Below are 19,669 nucleotides of genomic sequence, written 5' to 3' on the forward strand. Positions count from 1 at the left end.
GGGTGTCCGGGGCCGCGTCATCGACTCACTCCACCATCATCCGGACGGTCTCGGCGACGACCGCCGGACGATCCCCGCCCTCGACCTCGACGGTCACCAGACTGTTGAGCTGGACACCCGAGGACTTGCGCTGGAGCGAGGTGAGTTGGATCCCCGCCCGGATGCGCGACCCCACCGGCACCGGCGCCGGGAACCGCACCTTGTCGAGGCCGTAGTTGATCATCATCCGGAAGCCCCGGATCTCCATGACCTCCGCTCCCAGCACCGGGAGCAGGGAGAGGGTGAGGTACCCGTGGGCGATGGTGACCCCGTACGGCCCCTCCGCCGCGCGGACCGGGTCGACGTGGATCCACTGGTGGTCCCCGGTCGCCTCGGCGAACGCGTCGATCCGCTCCTGGGTGATCTCCATCCAGTCGCTGTAGCCCACGTGCCGGCCGATCTCCGCCTCGAGCTGGTCGAGCCCCTCGAACACCTTCATGACAGTCCTCCTCGTGACACCAGTTGGGATGCGATGACGTTGCGTTGGATCTCGTTGGTGCCCTCGCCGACGATCATCAGGGGCGCGTCGCGGAAATAGCGCTCCACGTCGTACTCGGTCGAATACCCGTAGCCGCCGTGGATACGGACCGCGTCGAGTGCGATCTCCATGCCGACCTCGGACGCGAAGAGCTTGGCCATCCCCGCCTCCATGTCGCAGCGCTCGCCGGCATCGGAACGCTCGGCGGCGTGCAGCGTGAGTTGGCGGGCGGCGGAGAGCTTGGTGGCCATGTTGGCCAGATGATGGCCGATCGCCTGGTGCTTCCAGATCGGTTGCCCGAACGACTCACGCTGCTGCGCGTACGCGAGCGAGTCCTCGAGCGCGGCCGCGGCCACGCCGAGGGCGCGGCTCGCCACCTGGATCCGCCCGGTCTCGAGGCCCTTCATCATCTGGGCGAATCCACGTCCGGGCTCGCCGCCGAGCACCTGTGTGGCGGGCGTGCGATAACCGTCGAAGGCCAACTCGCACGTCTCGACGCCCTTGTACCCGAGCTTGGGTAGATCTCTGGATACCGTCAGTCCGGGTCCGTGCTCGACCAGCACGATCGAGATCCCCGTGTGCGTGGGAGTGGCCGCCGGGTCCGTCTTGCACAACAGGGCGATGAGGCCGGAGCGGCGCGCGTTGGAGATCCACGTCTTGGCGCCGGTGATCACCAGGTCCTCGCCGTCGGGCTTCGCGACGGTGCTCATGCCCTGCAGGTCGGACCCCCCGCCGGGCTCGGTCAGCGCCATCGTCGCCCGCAGTTCACCCGTGGCCATCGTCGGGAGATAGGTGGCCTTCTGTTCCTCGGTCCCGAACTCGGTGAGGAGCTTGGCCACCACCGTGTGCCCGCCCATGGCCCCGGCGAGCGACATCCAGCCGCGGGCGAGTTCCTCGGTGACGCGCACGTAGCAGGGCATCGAGACCGGCGTCCCGCCGTACTCCTCGGGCACGGCCAGGCCGTAGATCCCGATCTGCTTCATCTGTTCGATCCAGCGCTCCGGGTACTCGTTCGCGTGTTCCAACTCGAGCACGGACGGCTTGACGTCGCGGTCGATGAACTGGCGCACGGTCGCGATCAGATAGGACTCTTCGTCGTTCAGATCCGGCACTGTGGAACACCTCGTCGTCGTCTCGGGCCGCCCGCCCGGCGGGGCGTGGGCCCATCGTCGCAACCTCCAGCCCAATAGTCAATAATCATGCGCATGGTTTGTATAGGATGGTGGTCATGGACAGAAGCGACGCCGGTCCCGTCGGCGGCCCCTACTTCGACGAGCTGACGGTGGGGCAGGTCGTCACCGACGCCCCGTCCGTCACCTTGACGGAGGGTCTCGCCGCGGCGCATCAGGCGATCCTCGGCGACCGACTGCGCCTTCCCCTGGACCACCACCTCGCCCACGCCGTGACCGGCGGCACGGTGGCTCACCCCGGGCTGGTCACCGATGTGGCGATAGGCCAGTCCACCGTGATCACCCAGCGCGTCAGGGCCAACCTCTTCTACCGCGGCCTGCGTCTGTTCACCGCGCCCCGGATCGGTGACACGGTGACAACCCGGACGGAGGTCGTGGGTCTCAAGTCCACCACGTCCAGGCCGGGCCGCGCCGCCACCGGGCTGGCCGCACTGCGCGTGACCACCACCGATCAGGACGGACGGACCGTCCTGGACTTCCACCGCTGCGCCATGGTGCCGCTGGCCCCGGGCGTCGACCCGGAATCGTGCGCGCACGCCGACGACCTGTCGGTGATCGGGGCCGGGGCTGCTCGGCCGTGGGCGGCACCCGGCGGGTGGGACCTCGCCGCCTACCGCTCCGCGGTTCCCGGGGCCGGCGACACCCTCCCCGCCGAAGGCTCCGTCCTGCGCCCGGGCGCCGACGTGGTGTCGAGCGCACCGGAGCTGGCCCGGCTCACCATGAACATCGCCCAGACCCATCACGACGCCCGTGTCTCCGGCACCGGCCGGTTGGTCTACGGCGGCCACACCATCGGGCTCGCTCTCTCGCAGGCCACGCGCGCGCTGCCAGCGATGGTCACCGTGCTCGGATGGCACTCGTGCGACCACCTGGGCCCGGTCCGCGAGGGCGACACCCTGAGCAGCGAACTCGTGGTGGGGGCCGCGGTCGGCCTGGCGGGCGGCGGCACCGCGCTGGACCTCAGATCCCTCGTCACCGCACACCGGGCGGACGGCGAGGCACCCGTCCTGGACTGGACGTACACCGTCCTCATGGCCTGCGACGGGGGACGGGGATAATGGTTGTCATGAGTTCAGGCAGCGGCGGCACACGCCCGGGGGTCGGTCGACCCAAGAAGACGGCGCTCATCGTGGCCCAGCAGATCGTCGAGGACATCTCCCGGCGCGGGAACACGGTGGGTGACCGACTGCCGCCGGAGCACCTCATGCTGGAGGAGTACGGGGTCGGCCGCGGCACGCTCCGTGAGTCGCTGCGCTACCTGGAACTCCAGGGAGTCATCATGCTCAAGCCGGGCCCGGGTGGCGGGCCCATCGTGCAGCAACCCGACGGGGGAACGCTCGCGGCCACGCTGAGTCTGCTCCTGCAGTTCGAGAACGCCCCGTTCTCCACCATCATGGAAGCCCGCGCCGCACTCGAGCCCTCCATCGCGCGGCTGGCGACCACCCGGATCGACGACGCCGGTCTCGAGCGACTCGCCGAGAACCTCCGCGTGGCCCGAGAACAGATAGGCGATCAGGCCGTGTTCTCCGCGCAGTCCGAACGTTTCCACGAGCTGATCGCGTGGGGCTCCGGGAACGCACTCTTCGGGTACCTCTTCGACGCCCTGACGGGCCTCATCGCCGGCGCGTCCATGGGGATCACGTACCCCCGGCGGCAGCGCGAGCTGACCTGCGACATCCACGACGAGATCTACGCCGCGATCGCCGACCGGGACGCCGATGCCGCGTCCCGGCTCATGTCGGTCCACATCCACGAGCACACCACGTATCTCGAGAAGCGGTTCCACGCCGCGCTCGCCCAGCCGATCCGGTGGGAACTCGACGGCTGATCCGGACCGAGCAGGATGCCCCGCCCGGAATACCCGGGTCGGGGCACTCGTCGCGTCCGAGGCGCTCTAGATGTGGCGTCCGCCGGTGATCTCGAGAACCGTGCCGGTCATGTAGCTCGACATGTCGCTGGCCAGGAACAGCACCACCTGCGCCACCTCGCTCGGCTCGGCCGCCCGCCCCATGGGGATCTCGGCCATCTTCTCGTCCCACACGTGCTGCGGCATCGCCAGGGTCATCGCGGTGCGGATGAGGCCGGGCTGGATGGCGTTGACGCGCACGTTCTTGAACGCGACCTCCTTGGCGGCGGCCTTGGTCAGTCCGACGATCCCGGCCTTGGCGGCGGAGTAGTTGGTCTGTCCCATCAGCCCGACCTTGCCGGAGATGGAGGAGACGTTGACGATCGCCCCTCCCCCGTGCTCGCGCATGCGACCGGCCGCCGCGCGAGTGCCGTTCCACGTGCCCTTGAGGTGGATCGCGATGATGTCGTCGAACTGCTGCTCGGTCATCTTGCGCATGGTCGCGTCGCGGGTGACGCCGGCGTTGTTGACGAACACCCCGAGCGGGCCGAACTCCTCCTCGGCGACGTCGATCATCGCCTCGACCGCAGCGCCCTCCCGCACGTCGCAGTGGACATAGCGCGCCCTGCCCTGCCCACCCAGCTCGGTGACCGCGGCCGCGCCCGCCTCGTCGTCGATGTCCCCGATCACGACGCGCGCACCATTGTCGATGAACGTCCTGGCGATCTCCAGGCCGATGCCGCGTGCGGCTCCGGTGACGACGGCGGTCTTACCCTCGAGCAGTCCCATGATGTGTGTCCTTCTCTCGTGTCGTGTCCTGGAATCTGGAGTCGCGGCCCAGTTCGGCGAGGATCGCGTCCGTGTGTTGGCCCAGTGCGGGGACGGGCCCCATGGGCAGCTCTACGTCTGCAAAGGTCATCGGCGGCAGCAGGCCCCTGATCGGGCCGGCGGGGGTGTCGACGTCCCGCCACCGGTCCCGTGCCTCGAGCTGGGGGTGGTCCACCAGGGCGGCCACGTCGTTGAGCCGGGCGGCCGGAACCCCGAACCGGTCGAGTCTGGCCGCGAGCTCCTCGGACCCGAACCCGCTGGTCAACCTGCCGATCAGCTCGTCCACCTCCGCCCGGCGGGCCACGCGGGCGATGTTGGTGGCGAACCGCTTGTCGTCGACGAGGTCGGGCCGCCCCAACACGTCGCGGACCAGCGCCGCCCATCCGCGGTCGTTCTGCACCCCGATCAGGACCTGCCCGTCCGTGGTGGGGAACGCGTCGTACGGGCAGATCGAGGCGTGCGACAGCCCCATCCTGCCCACCTGCCGGTCCGCGTACATCCGGATGTACATGGGGTGACCCATCCATTCGGCGGTCGCCTCGAACATGGACACCTCGATGGTGGCACCGCGCCCGGTCCGCTCCCGCCGGAACAACGCCGACTGGATGGCCGAGAGTGCGTACATGCCGGTCGCGATATCGGAGACGGGGACGCCCGTCTTGGTCGCGGTCTCGGGGGTGCCGGTGATCGAGCACAGCCCGGATTCGGCCTGGACGAGCATGTCGTAGGCCTTACGGTCGCGGTACGGTCCGGTGTCGCCGTAGCCACTGATGGTGACGACGACGAGGTCGTCCTTCCGCTCACGTAACGCAGCGGCCCCCAGACCCAACCGCTCCATCGCCCCGGGCGCCAGGTTGCTGAGCACCACGTCCGCGCGGTCGGCCAGTTCGAGCGCGATCTGCCGGCCGTTCTCGGAGGCCAGGTCGAGTTCGATCGACTCCTTGCCCCGGTTGAGCCAGACGAAGTGCGAGGCCAGCCCGAGGACGGTGTCGTCGTAGGAGCGGGCGAAGTCGCCCTCCCCCTGCCGTTCGATCTTGATGACGCGGGCGCCGAGATCCGCGAGGTGACGGGTGGCGAGCGGGCCGGCGACGGCCTGCTCGACCGCCACCACGGTGATCCCTTCCAGCGGGAGCATTTCGGCTCCGCTGGAGTCAGCCCCGCTCGACTCGACCGGGCTTGAATCGCCCCTGCTCGAATCGACGCCGGCTGACTCAGGCCCGCCACTCATCTGACGCCCGCCCCAGGGCTCCAGCCGCGGACGAGTCCCCCGCCGATGATCAGCTTCTGGATCTCGCTCGTGCCCTCGTAGAGACGCAGCAGGCGGATGTCGCGGTAGATCCGCTCGACCGCCACGCCCCGCATGTAGCCGGTGCCGCCGTGGATCTGGACGGCCAGGTCGGCGACCTTCCCCGCCATCTCGGTGCAGTACAGCTTGGCGACCGACGGGGCGATCCGGCGGTCCTCTCCCGAGACGTACTTGGCCGCGACCTCCCGGACCAGTGCCTGTCCGGCCATCACGCCGACCTGCTGCTCGGCGAGCATCGCCTGGACCAGTTGGAAGCCGCCGACGGCCGTGCCCCCCTGTGTGGTGGTGGCCGCATAGGCCAGCGACTCGTCGAGCGCCCTCATGGCGGACCCCACGGCCACAGCGGCGATGTGGACGCGACCGCGGGCCAGTGACGTCATCGCCGCCCGGTACCCGGCGTCCTCGTCGCCGCCCACCAGAGCCGAGGCCGGGACGCGGACACCACTGAAGCTCACCTCGGAGGTCGAGGCGCCTTCCTGGCCCATCTTCCGGTCCTTCGGCCCCACCGTGACCCCCGGGGCGTCGGCGGGGACGAGGAACACGGCGATCCCCGTCCCGCTCTCGTCGGCGGGTCGGGTCCGGGCGAACAGCACGAACAGATTCGCCACCGGCGCGTTGGTGATGAAGCGCTTGGTGCCGTCGATGATCCAGTCCCCGCCCTGTCCCCCGTCGCGGACGGCCCTGGTCGTCAGGCCCGCGGGGTTGGACCCGGCACCGTCCTCGGTGAGGGCGAAGGAGGCGACCACCTCGCCGGAGGCGATCCTCTCGAGCCACTCGGTCTTCTGCTCGTCCGTCCCGAAGTTCACCAGGACCTGTCCGGCGATCCCGTTGTTGGTGCCGAACAGCGACCGCATGGCCAGGCAGGTGTACCCGAACTCCATCGCCAGCTCGACGTCCTGGGCCAGGTCCAGCCCGAGTCCGCCCCACTGCTGCGGGATCGCGTACCCGAACATCCCCATCTCGGCCAGTCCGGTCCGGATGTCGTGCGGGATGGCATCGGTGTCGGCGATCTCCTGCTCACGGGGCACCACGACCGTGCGGACGTACTCCCGGGTCGCCGCGAGGATGTGCGCGAAGTCCTCCGCGTCGACCTCCGAGGTCGCTGTGATCGGTTGCCCGCCCATGGTCTCTTCCCCCGTCGCCCGTGGTGGGTGTCGCGGAACGCGCATCCACTGCAGTATGGTCCCAACTATTATCAGGATTTCAAGCGAGGAGCAACCGTCCCCGCAGCACCCACGGGAGTAACCGATGACCGGATCCGTCGCGTCTCGCCCCCTCGAGGGCATCCGCGTGGTCGAACTGTCCAGCTTCGTGGCCTCCCCCCTGTGTGGGCTCACCCTGGCCCAGCTCGGCGCGGAGGTCATCCGGGTCGACCCACTGGGCGGGGCGGCCGACGTGAACCGGTGGCCGCTCGCCCCGGACGGCACCTCGATCTACTGGACCGGCCTCAACAGGGGAAAGTCCTCGGTCACCCTCGACCTGCGATCAGACGACGGCCAGCAGGCGTTCCGGGACCTGGTGACCGCGCCCGGCGAGGGCGCGGGGATCCTCGTGACCAACTCCGGCGGCCGGGCGTGGATGGGTCACGAGCGTCTGGCCGAGACCCGGCCCGACGTCATCACCCTGGAACTGCTCGGGCGGCGCGACGGCCGCCCGGGCGTCGACTACACCGTCAACGCCGCCCTCGGTTTCCCCGCCATTACTGGTCCCGGCTCCGGACAGGTGGTCAACCACGCCCTGCCCGCCTGGGATGTCGCCGCGGGCCTCCACGCGGCGTTGGCCGTGGTCGCGGCCGTGCGCGAGCGCGAGAGGACGGGCCGGGGACGACGGATCGTCCTCCCACTCGACGACGTGGCGCTCGCCACCGCCGGCACGCTCGGCTACCTCACCGAGCCGCAGCTGGACGGGTCCTCGCGCCCGGCGGTGGGCAACCACGTCTACGGCACCTTCGGAACGGACTTCTCGACCTCCGATGGCGGCCGCTTCATGGTCGTCGCCCTGACCACACGCCACTTCCATGACCTCGCACGCCTCACCGGCACTCGAGAGGCGGTCGACGCCCTCGAATCCGCGACAGGCGCCGACTTCACCACCGAGGCCGACCGCTACTCCTATCGCGAGGTGCTGGCCGCGCTGTTCGCGCGCTGGTTCGCGGCCCACACCACCGACGAGGTGGCACGCACGCTCGCCGGGTCGGTCGTGCTCCACGAGCGATACCGCACCTTCGACCAGGTCGTGTCGGAGGGCGATCTCGAGGCCAACCCGCTCTTCTCCCCCGTCGACCAACCGGGGATCGGCCGGTATCTGGCCGCCGCGCACCCCGCGACGTTCGACGGCACCCACCTCGCCGCCGGCCCGGCGCCCCGACTCGGCGCGGATACCGACCGACTCACCAGCGGAGGATCATCCCGATGACCCACAAGCCCACCGCTCGCGCAGGCGTCCCCGTCTACCTCACGGACGAGCGGCTCGCGATCCGAGACCTGGCCCGTGAGTTCACCGCCAAGGAGGTCCTCCCGGTCGCCAACCGTCTCGACCCGGAGCGCGGGGACATCCCGGACGACCTCCGTCAGAAGATGGCCGACATGGGCTTCTTCGGCATCATGATCCCCGAGGAGCACGGGGGGCTCGGCCTGGGCGTCTTCGAGTACTGCCTGGTCGCCGAGGAACTGGCCCGCGGTTGGTTGTCAGTCTCGGGACTGCTCGCCCGCGGCAACGGCATGGGCGGCGGATTCACACCTGAGCAGGAGGAGCGCCTGCTGCCCCGCGTCGCCCGTGGCGAGTGGCTGGGCGCCTACGCCCTATCGGAGGCCGAGGCGGGATCCGACGTCGCCAACATCTCGTGCCGTGCCGTCCGCGAGGGCGACGAGTGGGTGGTCAACGGCACCAAGATGTGGTGCACCTACGCCGACCAGGCCGACTACCTCGTCCTGTTCGCGCGCACAGACCCGGACAAGGACCCGGCCCGACCGCACCGCGGGATCTCCACATTCCTCGTCGAGAAGGAGCGTGGCTCATTCCCCGCCGGCATCTCCGGGAACCCCGTCCGCAAGATCGGCTACTTCGGTTGGCAGACCTGGGAGTTGTCGTGCGACGACTTCCGGATCCCGGCGTCGGCCCTGCTCGGCGAGGAGGGCCGGGGCTTCTACCTGGCGGTCTCCGGTCTGGAGGTCGGTCGCGCCCACACCGCCGCCCGCGCCATCGGTCTGGCCCGTGCCGCGCTGGAGGACTCGATCGCCTACGTCGCCACCCGCGAGCAGTTCGGTAGGCCGATCGGCGACTTCCAGTACCTGCGCTTCGAGATCGCCAAGATGGCCGCCGACATCGAGGCCGCTCGCCAGCTCATGTACTCGGTGGCCACCTCCATCGACTCCGGGCGCCGCTGCTCGCTCGAGGCCGCGATGTGCAAACTCGTGGCCACCGAGATGGCCGAACGGGTGACCTCGCAGGGCGTCCAGATCCACGGCGGGGCCGGATACACCACCGACTTCCAGGTGGAGCGGCACTGGCGCGACGCCCGGCTGACCCGCATCTTCGAGGGCACCAGCGAGATCCAGATGCGGATCATCTCGGACGAGCTCCTCGGCCGCAGCGGCTGAGTACAGTCGCCACCATGAAGGCTGCGGTGTGTGTCGACACGGAATCCCCCCTGGTGATCGAGGACATCCCCATCCCCGAACCCCGGGAGGGCGAGGTCCTGATCCACAACACCGCCTGCGGGGTGTGCCACACCGACCTGCACGTGATGAAGGGCGAGGTACGGTTCCCGCTCCCCGGGGTCCTCGGACACGAGGTCTCGGGCGTCGTCGCCGAGGTCGGCCGGGGCGTGACCAACGTCCGCTCGGGCGACCGCGTGGTGGGGTCGTTCATCATGCCGTGCGGGTGGTGCGAGAACTGCGCCCGCGGGATGGAGGACCTCTGCTCCACGTTCTTCGAGTACAACCGCCTCGGCGGGACCCTGTACGACGGGGAGACCAGGCTGCACCGCGCGAACGGTGAGCCGCTGTCGATGTACTCCATGGGCGGCCTCGCCGAGTACAGCGTCACGCCCGCCACCGCCGTGTTCGGCCTGCCGGAGGAAATCGACCTGAAGGATTCGGCGATCCTGGGCTGCTCGCTGTTCACCGCCTACGGCGCCGTGCGGAACGTCGGGGACGTGCGGACCGGAGAGTCTGTCGCGGTCGTGGCCGTGGGCGGCGTCGGGCAGAACATCGTCCAGCTGGCCGCGGTGAGTGGCGCCGAATCCGTCATCGCCATCGACGTGGACGAGGAGAAGCTCGCCCTGGCACGGCGCATGGGCGCCACTCATACGATCAACGCCGCCCAGGTCGACGCGACGGAGGCCGTCATGGGGATCACCGGGGGCAGGGGTGTCGACGCCGCCTTCGAGGCCCTGGGGTCGGCTGCCACCACCCGTCAGGCCACGGACATCGCCCGCGAGGGCGGCAGGGTCGTGGTGGTGGGCATCCCCCCGGCGGGAACAGTGTTGGACGTGGACCTCGCGCGGGTCGTGCGCCGCAAGATCCAGATCAAGGGCTCCTACGGTGCCCGCGCGCGGCAGGACGTGCCCGCGCTCATCCGGTTGCTCGCCGCCGGGAAGCTGGACCTGAGCAGCGTGATCTCCCGGTATGTGGGGCTCGACGACGCGCCGGAGACCTATCAGGCGCTGGACCGCGGCGAGGTCCTGGGCCGCGCTGTCGTCCTCACCGGCCCCTGACCCGCGCCGACTCCCACGCCGAACCCCGCGCCGACTCCCCCGCCGAACCCCGCGCCGACTCCCCCGCCGCTGGCATCCGCTCCCGCGCCCGCCGTTCCCCACCCATCCACCTCATCGAGAAGAGCGTTCCGCGCATTCTCACTCGCCCGATACGTACGAAACGCTCTTGTCGACGCGAGAACACCGAGACCCCGGACTCCCTGAGGGAGGCCGGGGTCGCGGGGGGACGACCGGAGTCGGGTCAGAGCAGCTCGATGATCGTGGCGTTGGCCTGGCCGCCGCCCTCACACATGGTCTGCAGGCCGTAGCGGATCCCATTGGCCTTCATGTGGTGCACCATGTCCGTCATGATGCGGGCACCGGACCCGCCCAGCGGGTGGCCGAGGGCGATCGCGCCGCCGTTGGGGTTGAGCTTGGCCGGGTCGGCGCCGGTCTCGGCGAGCCACGCCATCGGGACCGAGGCGAAGGCCTCGTTGACCTCGAACACCCCTATGTCGTCGATCGTCAGGCCGGACTTCTCCAGGGCCTTGGCGGTGGCCGGGATCGGGGCGGTGAGCATGATGACCGGATCGTCGCCGGCGAGCGTCGCCGTGTGGACACGCGCGATCGGGGTGCAGCCGTACCTGGCGGCCGCCTCCTCGCTCATCACCAGGATGGCGGCAGAGCCGTCCGAGATCTGCGAGGCGTTGCCCGCGTGGATCACACCGTCCTCCTTGAACGGGGTCTTGAGCCCCGCCAGGCCCTCCACGGTGCTCCCGCGGCGAATGCCCTGGTCGGCGTCGAACACGCCGTCGGGAGTGGCAACCGGGACGATGTGCCCGGCGAAGAACCCGGCGTCCTGGGCTGCGGCGGCCTTCTCGTGAGACGCCACGGCGAACTCGTCCAGCCGGGTCCGCGTGAGGCCCCACCGCTCGGCGATCATCTCGGCGCCGACACCCTGGTTGGGCATGGTGCCGTCGTAGCGTCCGAGGAAGTCCGCGCCGTACGGAATGCCCTCACCCGTGATGGAACTGCCCATCGGCTGGCGGGTCATGGACTCGACGCCGCCGGCCACCACCACGTCGTGGTAGCCGGACTCCACCACCGCGACGGCGAAGCTCAGCGCCTGCTGCGACGAGCCACACTGACGATCGATGGTCACGCCTGTGACGGTCTCCGGCCACCCGGCCGACAGGACCGCGGTACGCGCGATGTCACCGGTCTGCTCGCCGGCCTGGGTCACACAACCCCAGATCACGTCTTCGACGATCGCCGGGTCGACCCCCGCACGCTCGACGAGTGCGTTCAGGACCTTGCCCGACAGGTCGGCCGGATGGACCCCTGCCAGCCCGCCCTTGCGTTTGCCCACCGCGCTGCGCACGGCCTCGACGATTACTGCTCCCATGATGTGTCTCCTGGTGTGGACTCGCCACAGCGACTGGTCCTGTCTCGGCGACCGGCCCAGTCTCTGCGTCTGAGTGTTTCTGCTTCTGGTTCTCGTTTGCCGGTTCTTGTCTAGCCGACGTACGGCGGCGTGCGCTTGAGTTCGCCGCGCGCGATGGTGCGGCGGTGCACGGCGTCGGGGCCGTCGACGATCCGCAGGGCCCGCGCCCAGGCGTAGAAGTACGCGAGGGGGGTGTCGTCGGAGACGCCGGCGCCGCCGAAGATCTCGATCGCACGGTCGATCACGGTGCACGCGACCTGCGGTGCGATCACCTTGATGGCCGAGATCTCGAACCGGGCCTCCTTGGCGCCGACGGTGTCGATCATCCACGCGCAGTGCTGGACCTGCAGGCGTGCCTGGTCGATCTCGATACGGGAGTTGGCGATGTGCTCCTGGACCACGCCCTGTTCGGACAGGTACCCGCCGAAGGCGTGGCGCGACTTGGCTCGGTCGACCATCAGGGCCAACGCCCGCTCGGCCATCCCGATCGCGCGCATGGCGTGGTGGATCCGGCCCGGCCCGAGGCGCGCCTGCGCGATCGCGAACCCGGCGCCCTCCTCACCCAGCAGGTTCGACGTCGGCACCCGGACGTCCGAGAAGACGAGCTCGCAGTGACCGTGCTGGTCCTGGTAGCCGAACAGCGGGAGGTTGCGCTCGATCGTGAGCCCCGGGGTACCCCGCGGGACCAGGACCATCGACTGCTGGCGGTGGGTCTGAGCGGACTCGTCCGTCTTGCCCATGACGATGAAGATCTCGCAGCGCTTGTCCGCCACGCCCGTGATCCACCACTTGCGGCCGTTGATCACGTACTCGTCGCCCTCACGGCGGATGACGGTTTGCACGTTGGTCGCGTCCGAGGACGCGACGTCCGGCTCGGTCATGGCGTACGCCGACCGGATCCTGCCCTCCTTGAGCGGCTCGAGATACGCGGCCTTCTGCTCGTCGGTCCCGAACAGGTGGAAGGTCTCCATGTTCCCGGTGTCGGGCGCCTGCGAATTGATCGCCTCGGGGGCGATCACGGGCGACCAGCCGGAGATCTCCGAGACCGCCGCGAACTCGAGGTTGGAGATTCCGGACCACTCCGGCAGGAAGAGGTTCCACAACCCACGACGCCGCGCCTCCTCCTTGAGCTCCTCCATGACGGGCGGGTGCTCGTGGTCGCCGTGCGTGCGCAGGTACTCGGCCCACACCGGCTCGGCGGGGAACACATGCTCGCGCATGAACTCCCACATGTTCTCCTGCAGCTCGGCGCTGCGCTGACTGTGCGCGAATTCCATGGTGATGTCTCCTGGGTCGAGAACTGGTGAGGAAGAGGACTAGTGAAGGGTCATGCCGCCGTCGACGGTGAGGGTCGACCCGGTGATGAACGACGAGGCGTCGGAGGCGAGGAAGAGAAGGGCGGAGTCGAGTTCCGGTTGCAGCCCGAGCCGACCGAAGATCGTGCGTCCGGTGATGTCGGCGAGCATCGTCTCGGGGATCTCGTCGGTCATCTCCGAGGCGAAGTACCCGGGGGCCAGCGCATTGACCCGGATGCCCCGGCGGCTCCCCCACTGCGCGGCGAGGTCCCGGGTCAGGCCCAGGACCGCGGCCTTGGACGCCGAGTAGGCGGCCTGCGGGGCGAATCCCGCGGTCAGACCGAGGACGCTGGCCACGTTGACGATGCTCGACCCGGGCTCCATGACGGCCGCGCACTCCTTGGCCGCCCAGTAGGCGCCGTGGAGGTTGACGTCCACGACGCTCCGGAACTGCTCCGGTGTCTCCTTGAGCGCGGGCACTGCGGTGCCGCTGCCGGCGTTGTTGACCAGGATGTCGATCCGGCCGTGGGAGTCCATGGCAGAGCGGACCATCTCGGCACACGCCTCGGGGTCCGCGACGTCACAGGCCACCGTCGACGCCGTACCGCCGGCCGCGCGGAGCTCCTCGGCGAGTGCGTCGAGGCGCTCCCGACGGCGGGCGGCCAGGACGACCGTCGCACCGGCGGAGGACAGGGCGCGGGCGAACCCGGCCCCGAGTCCGGACGACGCGCCGGTGATCACCGCGACGCGCCCGTCGAGGCGGAAGCGGTCGAGCACAGGCAGCGCCGTGGTCGGACCCGTGCGGGGGTCGACCGGCACGGGCGCGTCGGGGACGGGAGCGTGGGACGCGGGATCAGCCATCAGTTGGTGCCTTTCCGGGAGTCGAGGATCGCATGGCCGTGATCCACCAACTCGCGGATCTGAGGGCCGATGTCGCCGAAGTCCTGCCCGGCCATGTCACCGGCCTCCGAGCGGGTGGCCACACCCTGGGCGATCGCCGCGAACTTGAACGTGGCGAACGCCAGGTACCACGGCATGTGGGACGGATCGGTGTCGGTCGCCGCGCAGTACCGGTCGAGCAGCCGCTGCGGGCCGGGCCATCCGGGTTCGGTGGTCAGGCTGGGGATGAGCGGCACCGTCGGCCCGTCCGGATCGCCCCAGTACAGAACCGTCTGTGCCAGGTCGGCGACCGGGTCACCGAGGGTCGACAGCTCCCAGTCGAGGATCGCCTTGATGCGCCCCGGGTCGTCGGGGTCCACGACATAGTTGTCCATGCGGTAGTCGCCGTGGATGATCCGCGACGACGGCGAGGTGGGCATGCTCTCGCCGAGACGCGCCGCCAGGTCGGGCAGGCGTTCGGCGCGGACGGACCCGGTGGCCTTCTCCGACTGGCCCAGCCACCGGCGCAGCTGCCGCTCGAGGTAACCGTCGGGACGGCCCAGGTCGCCCAGGCCCACGGCGTCCTGATCCACGGCGTGGAGAGCGACCATCGCGTCGATCTGCGCGTCGGCCATGGCCGCCTTGTCGTCGTCGGATTCCGCGAAGCCCGGCGGCAACGCGTCGCGGATGACGTGGCCGACCACCTTCTCCATCACGTAGTACGGAACGCCGAGGTCCTCCCCGGTGGTCTCGTTGAGCACCACCCGGGCCACCGGCACGTCCGTGTCGGCCAGACCCAGCTGGATCCGCGCCTCGCGCCCCATGTCGTGGGCGCTGGGCAGGAGCTGGCCCGTCGGCGGGCGCCTGAGGATGAGCTCCCCCGCGTCCGAGCGGAGCGTGAAGGTGAGGTTGGACTTGCCCCCCGCGATGAGCTCGGCGTCGAAGTCCCCCCACGCCTGCTCGCCGGTGGCCTCGGCGATCCTGGGCCCCACGACGTCGGGGCGGAGCAACTGGTCCAGCGGGAGGTCGGGACCATCATCCTGTGCTGACATTCACTTCTCCTCGTGGACGACCCGTCGGGCCGAGCGATCGTTCGGTCTGTACGGTGGAGTGTGGCCCAGGACACCAGTCCGGGTCAAGCCTCGCGCCCGAGCGGCGCTCCGCGAACCGAGGGGGAAACCGTATGGCGCCGAAGGACTGGCGGGCCCCCGGGCCGGACCCGCTACCTCCCGTGCTGCGGGCCGCCCTCGAGGTGTTCGCACGTCACGGCTACCACGGCGCGTCGATCCGCACGATCGCCGACGCCGCCGGATTGTCGGTCCCGGGCCTGTACCACCACTACCCGTCCAAGCAGGCCATTCTCCGCGCGGTGGCGGAGGCGACGATGACGGAGATGCTCGAACACACCACCGCGGCCGCCGACGATGCCGGCAGCGACCCCGCCGCCAGGTTCGACAACATCGTGGAGTGCCTGGCCCGGTTCCACATGGCGCGCCGCGACCACGCCTTCGTCGCCTCCACCGAGATGCGCAGCATGGAGCCGGAGGTCAGGGCGAGGCACGTGGCGCAACGAGACACTCAGCAGAAGATGCTCGAGGATGCCATCGAGGCAGGAGTGGAGTCGGGGGTGTTCGAGTGCGCCCATACGGCGGATGCCGCCCGGGCGGTCGCCTCCCTGTGCGTGTCGATCGCCTCCTGGTACCGGACGGACGGTCCGCTCTCCCCCGACGAGATCGTCCAGCGCCATCTGGGGTTCGCGCGCGGCATGGTCGGCGCGGCACGAGCCTGACCGCACCACGGCTCCGGTCAGCGACGGCGCTTGCCCCGGCCCGCCGACGTCGAGCCCCGTTCAGCCCGGGCGCGCGCGGCCTTGGCGGCCGTCTTCTGCTTGGCATTGAGCTTCTGCCTCGGGGGCTCGCCCCCGCCCCGCGTGGTCGCGGCGGTCCGGCCGCGGACGATCCCGACGAACTCGTCGATCAGCTCGTCCCCCTCGCGCCGCGGCGACCACGCCACGCCCATGCGGGTGGCGGGCACGCCGTCGATCGGGCGGACCACCACGTCGCGGCGGCTCAGCGACCGCGCGTACGGCAGCGGCAAGACAAGGAGCCCGACCCCGGCCGCGACCAGGTCCACCGCGGCCGACACCTCGTCCGGGGTCGCGGCGATCGCGTCGACGGGGTCGAGCCACTGCTCGCCCTCGAGGTCCGCCACGGCCACCGTGTCGAACGCGGCCAGCTCGTGATCCTTCTCCGCCAGCACCGCCATGGTCTCGGTGTACAGCGGCACCCTGAGCAGGCCGGGCGGCGAGGATCGCGGGGCCGCGTCGGGTTCGCGGAGGAAGATCACGTCGAACCCCACGTCCCCGGCGACCCGGGCCAGCGCCGAGCGCGGATCCCCCGAGCGCCGCGCCGAGATCGGCACCTCGGGATTGCGCTCGCGCCACCGGGTGAGCCACTTGTCGGGCTGCACGCCCGGGACGTAGCCGATGGCCAGGCTCCGCCGGTCCGGACCGGTATCCTCGTTCACCCCTCAACGGTAGCCGCTGCTCCGTGAACCCCGGATCAGTGCACCAACCGTGAACAGGCATCTGCCACCGAATCGCCGATCGCGGTGAGGGGCCGCACCCCATCCGGCCGGTACCAGGTCCACACGGAGCTGACCATTCCCAGAATCAGCCGTCCCAGCTCCTCCTCGTCCCGCCGTGGGAACTCACCGGAGTCCATTCCGCGCGCCAGCAACGAGATCCAGTCCTGCTCCACCGCGCGCGAGTGCTCCACCGCCGTCTGGCGCTCTTCCTCTTCTCGCTCAGTGGAACGCGTGGTCTCCAGGATGCCGACGTGGTGCACCAGAATTCGGGCTTGAAGCGCCTCACTGGCGGTGACGTCGTATACACCTCGCACCGCGGCCCGCAGAGCCGATTCAGCATCCACGGAGTCCTTCACGGCCTCAGAGAAGCGCCGATGAGAGTGGTCGAGCTCGGTACTCATGATCGTGAGCAGGCAGTGAGCTTTGGATTCAAAGTAGTGATATAGCGCTGTCTGACCGATTCCCACCTCGTGCGCGATCGTCGCCCACTTGGTGTGCTCGTATCCAGCAGATCCGAAGTGGTCGACCGCGACCCGGAGAATCGCCTTCCTCTTGGACCTGGAACTCTCCATCCTGGCGTGCTGCACCATCCCTCATCCCCCTGACCGTGGCCTCGAACCTCGCGGTTCGGAGTACGTCGCATCCGACTCGGAACCATCCACTCCGGCGCCCCCTGCGCTTGGCCCGCCCCCTACGCTCAGCCCAGGATCGTCCAGTCCTCGAGGCCCTCGTACAGCGGCTTGGCCGCGGCCAGCGCGGACACGCGTCCACGCAGGGCGGTGATGTCGGCGTCCGTACCCGCCGCGAGGGCGGTGCCGATGATGTCCGCGACCTCGCGGAAGTCCTCGGCCCCGAAACCACGGGTGGCCAGCGCGGGCGTACCGATCCGCAGACCGGAGGTCACCATCGGCGGACGGGGGTCGAACGGCACGGCGTTGCGATTGACGGTGATGCCGACCTCGTGGAGGAGGTCCTCGGCCTGCTGGCCGTCGAGGTCGGACTCGCGCAGGTCCACCAGCACCAGGTGGACGTCGGTCCCTCCGGTGAGGACGGACACGCCGGCCTGGCGGCAGTCGTCGGCCATGAGCCGCTCGGCGAGGATCTTGGCGCCCTCGATGGTCCGCTGCTGCCGCTCGCGGAACTGCTCGGTGCCGGCGATCTTCATGGCGGTGGCCTTGGCGGCGATCGCGTGCATGAGCGGCCCGCCCTGTTGACCGGGGAACACCGCTGAATTGAGCTTCTTGAACAGCTCGAGGTCGTTGGTGAGGATCATGCCGGAACGCGGCCCGCCCAGGGTCTTGTGGACCGTGGTGGACACGACGTCGGCGTGCGGAACGGGGCTCGGGTGCAGTCCCGCGGCCACCAGGCCGGCGAAGTGCGCCATGTCCACCCACAGCGTGGCGCCGACCTCGTCGGCGATCTCGCGGAACTTCGCGAAATCCAGGGTCCGCGGGTAGGCCGACCAGCCGGCGATGATGACATCCGGCTTCTCCGCGAGGGCCATCTCGCGGACGGTGTCCATGTTGACCTGCATGGTCTCCGGGTCCACCTCGTAGGCGGCGACCTCGTACAGCTGGCCTGAGAAGTTGAGCTTCATCCCGTGGGTGAGGTGACCACCGTGGGCCAGGGACAGGCCCATGATCTTCGAACCCGGCTTCGCGAGCGCCATGAGCACGGCGGCGTTGGCCTGGGCACCGGCGTGCGGCTGCACGTTCGCGTACTTGGCGCCGAACACCTCCTTGGCGCGGTCCCGTGCCAGGTTCTCCACCACGTCGACGTGCTCGCACCCGCCGTAGTAGCGCCGACCCGGGTAGCCCTCGGCGTACTTGTTGGTGAGCACCGATCCCTGCGCCTGCAACACCGAGCGCGGCACGAAGTTCTCGGACGCGATCATCTCCAACGTGTCGCGCTGACGCGCCAGCTCGCCGGCCATCGCCTCGGCCACCTCCGGGTCCAACTCGGACAGGGAGGCGGTGAACACATCGGTGTTCGGGTCGGTCATCGTTGCTCCTCGCGCGTGGGCTTCTCACTTCGTACGAATCGTGTCGGGGCCACGGCTCGTCTCGTCGTCGTCGTCAGTCTAGTGCCAGGGCACCTGGAGGCCTCTCCCCCGTGGGCACCTGACACAATCAGCAATCGTGAGCAGACATGCCGGCGACTACACGCCGTACGTGGAGTTCGACCGCCGGAGTTGGCGTCGGTTGCGGCGAGCCATGCCGATGGTGCTCACCGAACAGGACCTCGAGGGACTGCGCGGCCTGGGCGAACACCTGGACCTGGACGAGATCGCGGAGATCTACCTGCCGCTCAGCCGGCTCATCCACCTCCAGGTATCGGCCCGCCAGCGCCTGTTCCAGTCCACCAACCTGTTCCTCGGCGAGACCGTGGACGCCCCCATGCCGTTCGTGATCGGGGTGGCCGGCTCGGTGGCGGTGGGCAAGTCCACCTCCGCCCGTGTGTTGCGCGCGCTGCTGACCCGCTGGGACTCCCACCCCCGGGTGGACCTCATCACCACCGACGGCTTCCTGTACCCCAACCGTGAACTCCAGCGGCGCCAGCTCATGCACCGCAAGGGCTACCCCGAGTCCTACGACCGGCGTGCGCTGTTGAGGTTCGTCACCGAGGTCAAATCGGGTGCCCCGGTCGTCCGCGCGCCCGTGTACTCGCACACCAAGTACGACATCGTCCCCGACGAGTTGATCGAGGTGAAGCGCCCGGACATCCTCATCGTCGAGGGACTGAACGTGCTGCAGACGGGCCCCCGCCTGATGGTCTCCGACCTGTTCGACTTCTCGCTCTACGTGGACGCGAAGATCGAGGACATCGAGAAGTGGTACGTCGAGCGGTTCCTGGAACTGCGCAGCACGTCGTTCTCCAACCCCAACTCACACTTCGCGCACTACGCCGACCTGTCCGACCAGGCGGCCCGGTTGGCGGCGCGTGAGATCTGGACCTCGATCAACCGGCCGAACCTCGTGGAGAACATCCTGCCCACCCGGCCGCGGGCGACGCTGGTGCTGCGGAAGAACTCCGATCACTCCATCCAGCGGCTGCGCCTGCGCAAGATCTGACGCGCTCCCGG

At 69.6% G+C, this 19,669-nt stretch carries 19 protein-coding genes; 7 read left to right on the top strand and 12 right to left on the bottom strand.

Annotated elements, in window-relative coordinates:
* Nucleotides 1-25: 25 nt before the first annotated feature.
* Both A6048_RS10620 and A6048_RS10625 read right to left on the bottom strand, forming a co-directional pair.
* A complete protein-coding gene (locus tag A6048_RS10620) occupies nt 26-478 on the bottom strand; it encodes a MaoC family dehydratase (RefSeq protein ID WP_107749122.1) in 453 nt (150 codons plus the stop codon).
* Complete coding sequence (locus tag A6048_RS10625; protein WP_107749123.1) at nt 475-1,629, bottom strand: acyl-CoA dehydrogenase family protein; 1,155 nt, start codon at nt 1,627-1,629, stop codon at nt 475-477. Before A6048_RS10625 ends, A6048_RS10620 begins: the two co-directional genes overlap by 4 nt.
* Before the next feature lie 116 nt (nt 1,630-1,745).
* On the opposite strand from A6048_RS10625, the gene A6048_RS10630 reads away from it, so the two are divergent.
* Together A6048_RS10630 and A6048_RS10635 are read left to right on the top strand one after the other, a co-directional pair.
* Nucleotides 1,746-2,765 (top strand): MaoC family dehydratase, encoded by a 1,020-nt coding sequence (locus A6048_RS10630; protein ID WP_107749157.1) that lies wholly within the window; start codon nt 1,746-1,748, stop codon nt 2,763-2,765.
* Between the two features lie 8 nt (nt 2,766-2,773).
* Nucleotides 2,774-3,535, top strand: coding sequence for a FadR/GntR family transcriptional regulator (locus A6048_RS10635; RefSeq protein ID WP_107749158.1), 762 nt, complete (start codon nt 2,774-2,776; stop codon nt 3,533-3,535).
* Nucleotides 3,536-3,601: 66 nt separating this feature from the next.
* Here A6048_RS10635 and fabG read toward each other — a convergent pair whose 3' ends face one another.
* From fabG to A6048_RS10650, 3 genes are all read right to left on the bottom strand, one after another.
* Nucleotides 3,602-4,342 (bottom strand): 3-oxoacyl-ACP reductase FabG, encoded by a 741-nt coding sequence (fabG, locus tag A6048_RS10640; protein ID WP_107749124.1) that lies wholly within the window; start codon nt 4,340-4,342, stop codon nt 3,602-3,604.
* Nucleotides 4,323-5,516 (bottom strand): CaiB/BaiF CoA transferase family protein, encoded by a 1,194-nt coding sequence (locus A6048_RS10645; RefSeq protein WP_235027398.1) that lies wholly within the window; start codon nt 5,514-5,516, stop codon nt 4,323-4,325. The genes fabG and A6048_RS10645 overlap by 20 nt, the downstream gene beginning before the upstream one ends.
* Before the next feature lie 89 nt (nt 5,517-5,605).
* Nucleotides 5,606-6,811 carry an acyl-CoA dehydrogenase family protein gene (locus A6048_RS10650; protein WP_107749126.1) on the bottom strand — a complete coding sequence of 402 codons (1,206 nt, stop codon included), beginning with the start codon at nt 6,809-6,811 and terminating at the stop codon, nt 5,606-5,608.
* 124 nt (nt 6,812-6,935) lie between these two features.
* On the opposite strand from A6048_RS10650, the gene A6048_RS10655 reads away from it, so the two are divergent.
* The 3 genes from A6048_RS10655 to A6048_RS10665 are packed head-to-tail and all read left to right on the top strand — an operon-like array spanning nt 6,936 to nt 10,404.
* The gene (locus A6048_RS10655; protein WP_107749127.1) at nt 6,936-8,102 is read left to right on the top strand and encodes a CoA transferase; all 1,167 of its coding nucleotides are present in this window, start codon (nt 6,936-6,938) and stop codon (nt 8,100-8,102) included.
* Complete coding sequence (locus A6048_RS10660; protein WP_107749128.1) at nt 8,099-9,286, top strand: acyl-CoA dehydrogenase family protein; 1,188 nt, start codon at nt 8,099-8,101, stop codon at nt 9,284-9,286. The genes A6048_RS10655 and A6048_RS10660 overlap by 4 nt, the downstream gene beginning before the upstream one ends.
* Nucleotides 9,287-9,300: 14 nt before the next feature.
* A complete protein-coding gene (locus A6048_RS10665) occupies nt 9,301-10,404 on the top strand; it encodes a zinc-binding dehydrogenase (RefSeq protein WP_107749129.1) in 1,104 nt (367 codons plus the stop codon).
* A 241-nt stretch (nt 10,405-10,645) separates the two neighbouring features.
* On the opposite strand, the gene A6048_RS10675 is transcribed toward A6048_RS10665, so the two are convergent.
* The 4 genes from A6048_RS10675 to A6048_RS10690 all read right to left on the bottom strand — a co-directional run bounded on the left by A6048_RS10675 (nt 10,646) and on the right by A6048_RS10690 (nt 15,053).
* On the bottom strand, nt 10,646-11,791 hold the full coding sequence (locus tag A6048_RS10675) for a thiolase family protein (RefSeq protein WP_200837328.1): 1,146 nt from the start codon (nt 11,789-11,791) through the stop codon (nt 10,646-10,648).
* A 107-nt stretch (nt 11,792-11,898) separates the two neighbouring features.
* On the bottom strand, nt 11,899-13,104 hold the full coding sequence (locus A6048_RS10680; RefSeq protein ID WP_107749131.1) for an acyl-CoA dehydrogenase family protein: 1,206 nt from the start codon (nt 13,102-13,104) through the stop codon (nt 11,899-11,901).
* Nucleotides 13,105-13,143: 39 nt separating this feature from the next.
* Nucleotides 13,144-13,905, bottom strand: coding sequence for an SDR family NAD(P)-dependent oxidoreductase (locus A6048_RS10685; RefSeq protein WP_107749159.1), 762 nt, complete (start codon nt 13,903-13,905; stop codon nt 13,144-13,146).
* Nucleotides 13,906-13,982: 77 nt separating this feature from the next.
* Nucleotides 13,983-15,053 (bottom strand): phosphotransferase family protein, encoded by a 1,071-nt coding sequence (locus tag A6048_RS10690; RefSeq protein ID WP_107749132.1) that lies wholly within the window; start codon nt 15,051-15,053, stop codon nt 13,983-13,985.
* A gap of 131 nt (nt 15,054-15,184) precedes the next feature.
* Between A6048_RS10690 and A6048_RS10695 the strand changes: the two genes are divergently transcribed.
* On the top strand, nt 15,185-15,790 hold the full coding sequence (locus tag A6048_RS10695) for a TetR/AcrR family transcriptional regulator (protein ID WP_107749133.1): 606 nt from the start codon (nt 15,185-15,187) through the stop codon (nt 15,788-15,790).
* 17 nt (nt 15,791-15,807) lie between these two features.
* On the opposite strand, the gene A6048_RS10700 is transcribed toward A6048_RS10695, so the two are convergent.
* The 3 genes from A6048_RS10700 to glyA all read right to left on the bottom strand — a co-directional run bounded on the left by A6048_RS10700 (nt 15,808) and on the right by glyA (nt 18,589).
* The gene (locus tag A6048_RS10700) at nt 15,808-16,527 is read right to left on the bottom strand and encodes a LysR family transcriptional regulator substrate-binding protein (protein WP_107749134.1); all 720 of its coding nucleotides are present in this window, start codon (nt 16,525-16,527) and stop codon (nt 15,808-15,810) included.
* 35 nt (nt 16,528-16,562) lie between these two features.
* Nucleotides 16,563-17,177 (bottom strand): TetR/AcrR family transcriptional regulator, encoded by a 615-nt coding sequence (locus A6048_RS10705; protein ID WP_107749135.1) that lies wholly within the window; start codon nt 17,175-17,177, stop codon nt 16,563-16,565.
* A 107-nt stretch (nt 17,178-17,284) separates the two neighbouring features.
* Entirely contained in the window at nt 17,285-18,589 is a 1,305-nt protein-coding gene (gene glyA / locus A6048_RS10710; RefSeq protein ID WP_107749136.1) for a serine hydroxymethyltransferase, read from the bottom strand.
* A gap of 136 nt (nt 18,590-18,725) precedes the next feature.
* Between glyA and coaA the strand changes: the two genes are divergently transcribed.
* Nucleotides 18,726-19,658: a type I pantothenate kinase gene (gene coaA / locus A6048_RS10715; RefSeq protein ID WP_107749137.1), complete on the top strand. Its 933-nt coding sequence runs from the start codon at nt 18,726-18,728 to the stop codon at nt 19,656-19,658.
* Nucleotides 19,659-19,669 lie beyond the last annotated feature (11 nt).

It is taken from the genome of Dietzia psychralcaliphila, assembly GCF_003096095.1.
In the GTDB taxonomy this organism is placed as follows: Bacteria; Actinomycetota; Actinomycetes; order Mycobacteriales; family Mycobacteriaceae; genus Dietzia; species Dietzia psychralcaliphila.

Coding starts and splice junctions, on each gene's coding strand:
- A6048_RS10620 (WP_107749122.1), bottom strand. CDS start 478: ATGAAGGTGTTCGAGGGGCTCGACCAGCTCGAGGCGGAGATCGGCCGG.
- A6048_RS10630 (WP_107749157.1), top strand. CDS start 1,746: ATGGACAGAAGCGACGCCGGTCCCGTCGGCGGCCCCTACTTCGACGAG.
- A6048_RS10635 (WP_107749158.1), top strand. CDS start 2,774: ATGAGTTCAGGCAGCGGCGGCACACGCCCGGGGGTCGGTCGACCCAAG.
- fabG (WP_107749124.1), bottom strand. CDS start 4,342: ATGGGACTGCTCGAGGGTAAGACCGCCGTCGTCACCGGAGCCGCACGC.
- A6048_RS10645 (WP_235027398.1), bottom strand. CDS start 5,516: ATGCTCCCGCTGGAAGGGATCACCGTGGTGGCGGTCGAGCAGGCCGTC.
- A6048_RS10650 (WP_107749126.1), bottom strand. CDS start 6,811: ATGGGCGGGCAACCGATCACAGCGACCTCGGAGGTCGACGCGGAGGAC.
- A6048_RS10655 (WP_107749127.1), top strand. CDS start 6,936: ATGACCGGATCCGTCGCGTCTCGCCCCCTCGAGGGCATCCGCGTGGTC.
- A6048_RS10660 (WP_107749128.1), top strand. CDS start 8,099: ATGACCCACAAGCCCACCGCTCGCGCAGGCGTCCCCGTCTACCTCACG.
- A6048_RS10665 (WP_107749129.1), top strand. CDS start 9,301: ATGAAGGCTGCGGTGTGTGTCGACACGGAATCCCCCCTGGTGATCGAG.
- A6048_RS10680 (WP_107749131.1), bottom strand. CDS start 13,104: ATGGAATTCGCGCACAGTCAGCGCAGCGCCGAGCTGCAGGAGAACATG.
- A6048_RS10690 (WP_107749132.1), bottom strand. CDS start 15,053: ATGTCAGCACAGGATGATGGTCCCGACCTCCCGCTGGACCAGTTGCTC.
- A6048_RS10695 (WP_107749133.1), top strand. CDS start 15,185: ATGGCGCCGAAGGACTGGCGGGCCCCCGGGCCGGACCCGCTACCTCCC.
- A6048_RS10705 (WP_107749135.1), bottom strand. CDS start 17,177: ATGGTGCAGCACGCCAGGATGGAGAGTTCCAGGTCCAAGAGGAAGGCG.
- glyA (WP_107749136.1), bottom strand. CDS start 18,589: ATGACCGACCCGAACACCGATGTGTTCACCGCCTCCCTGTCCGAGTTG.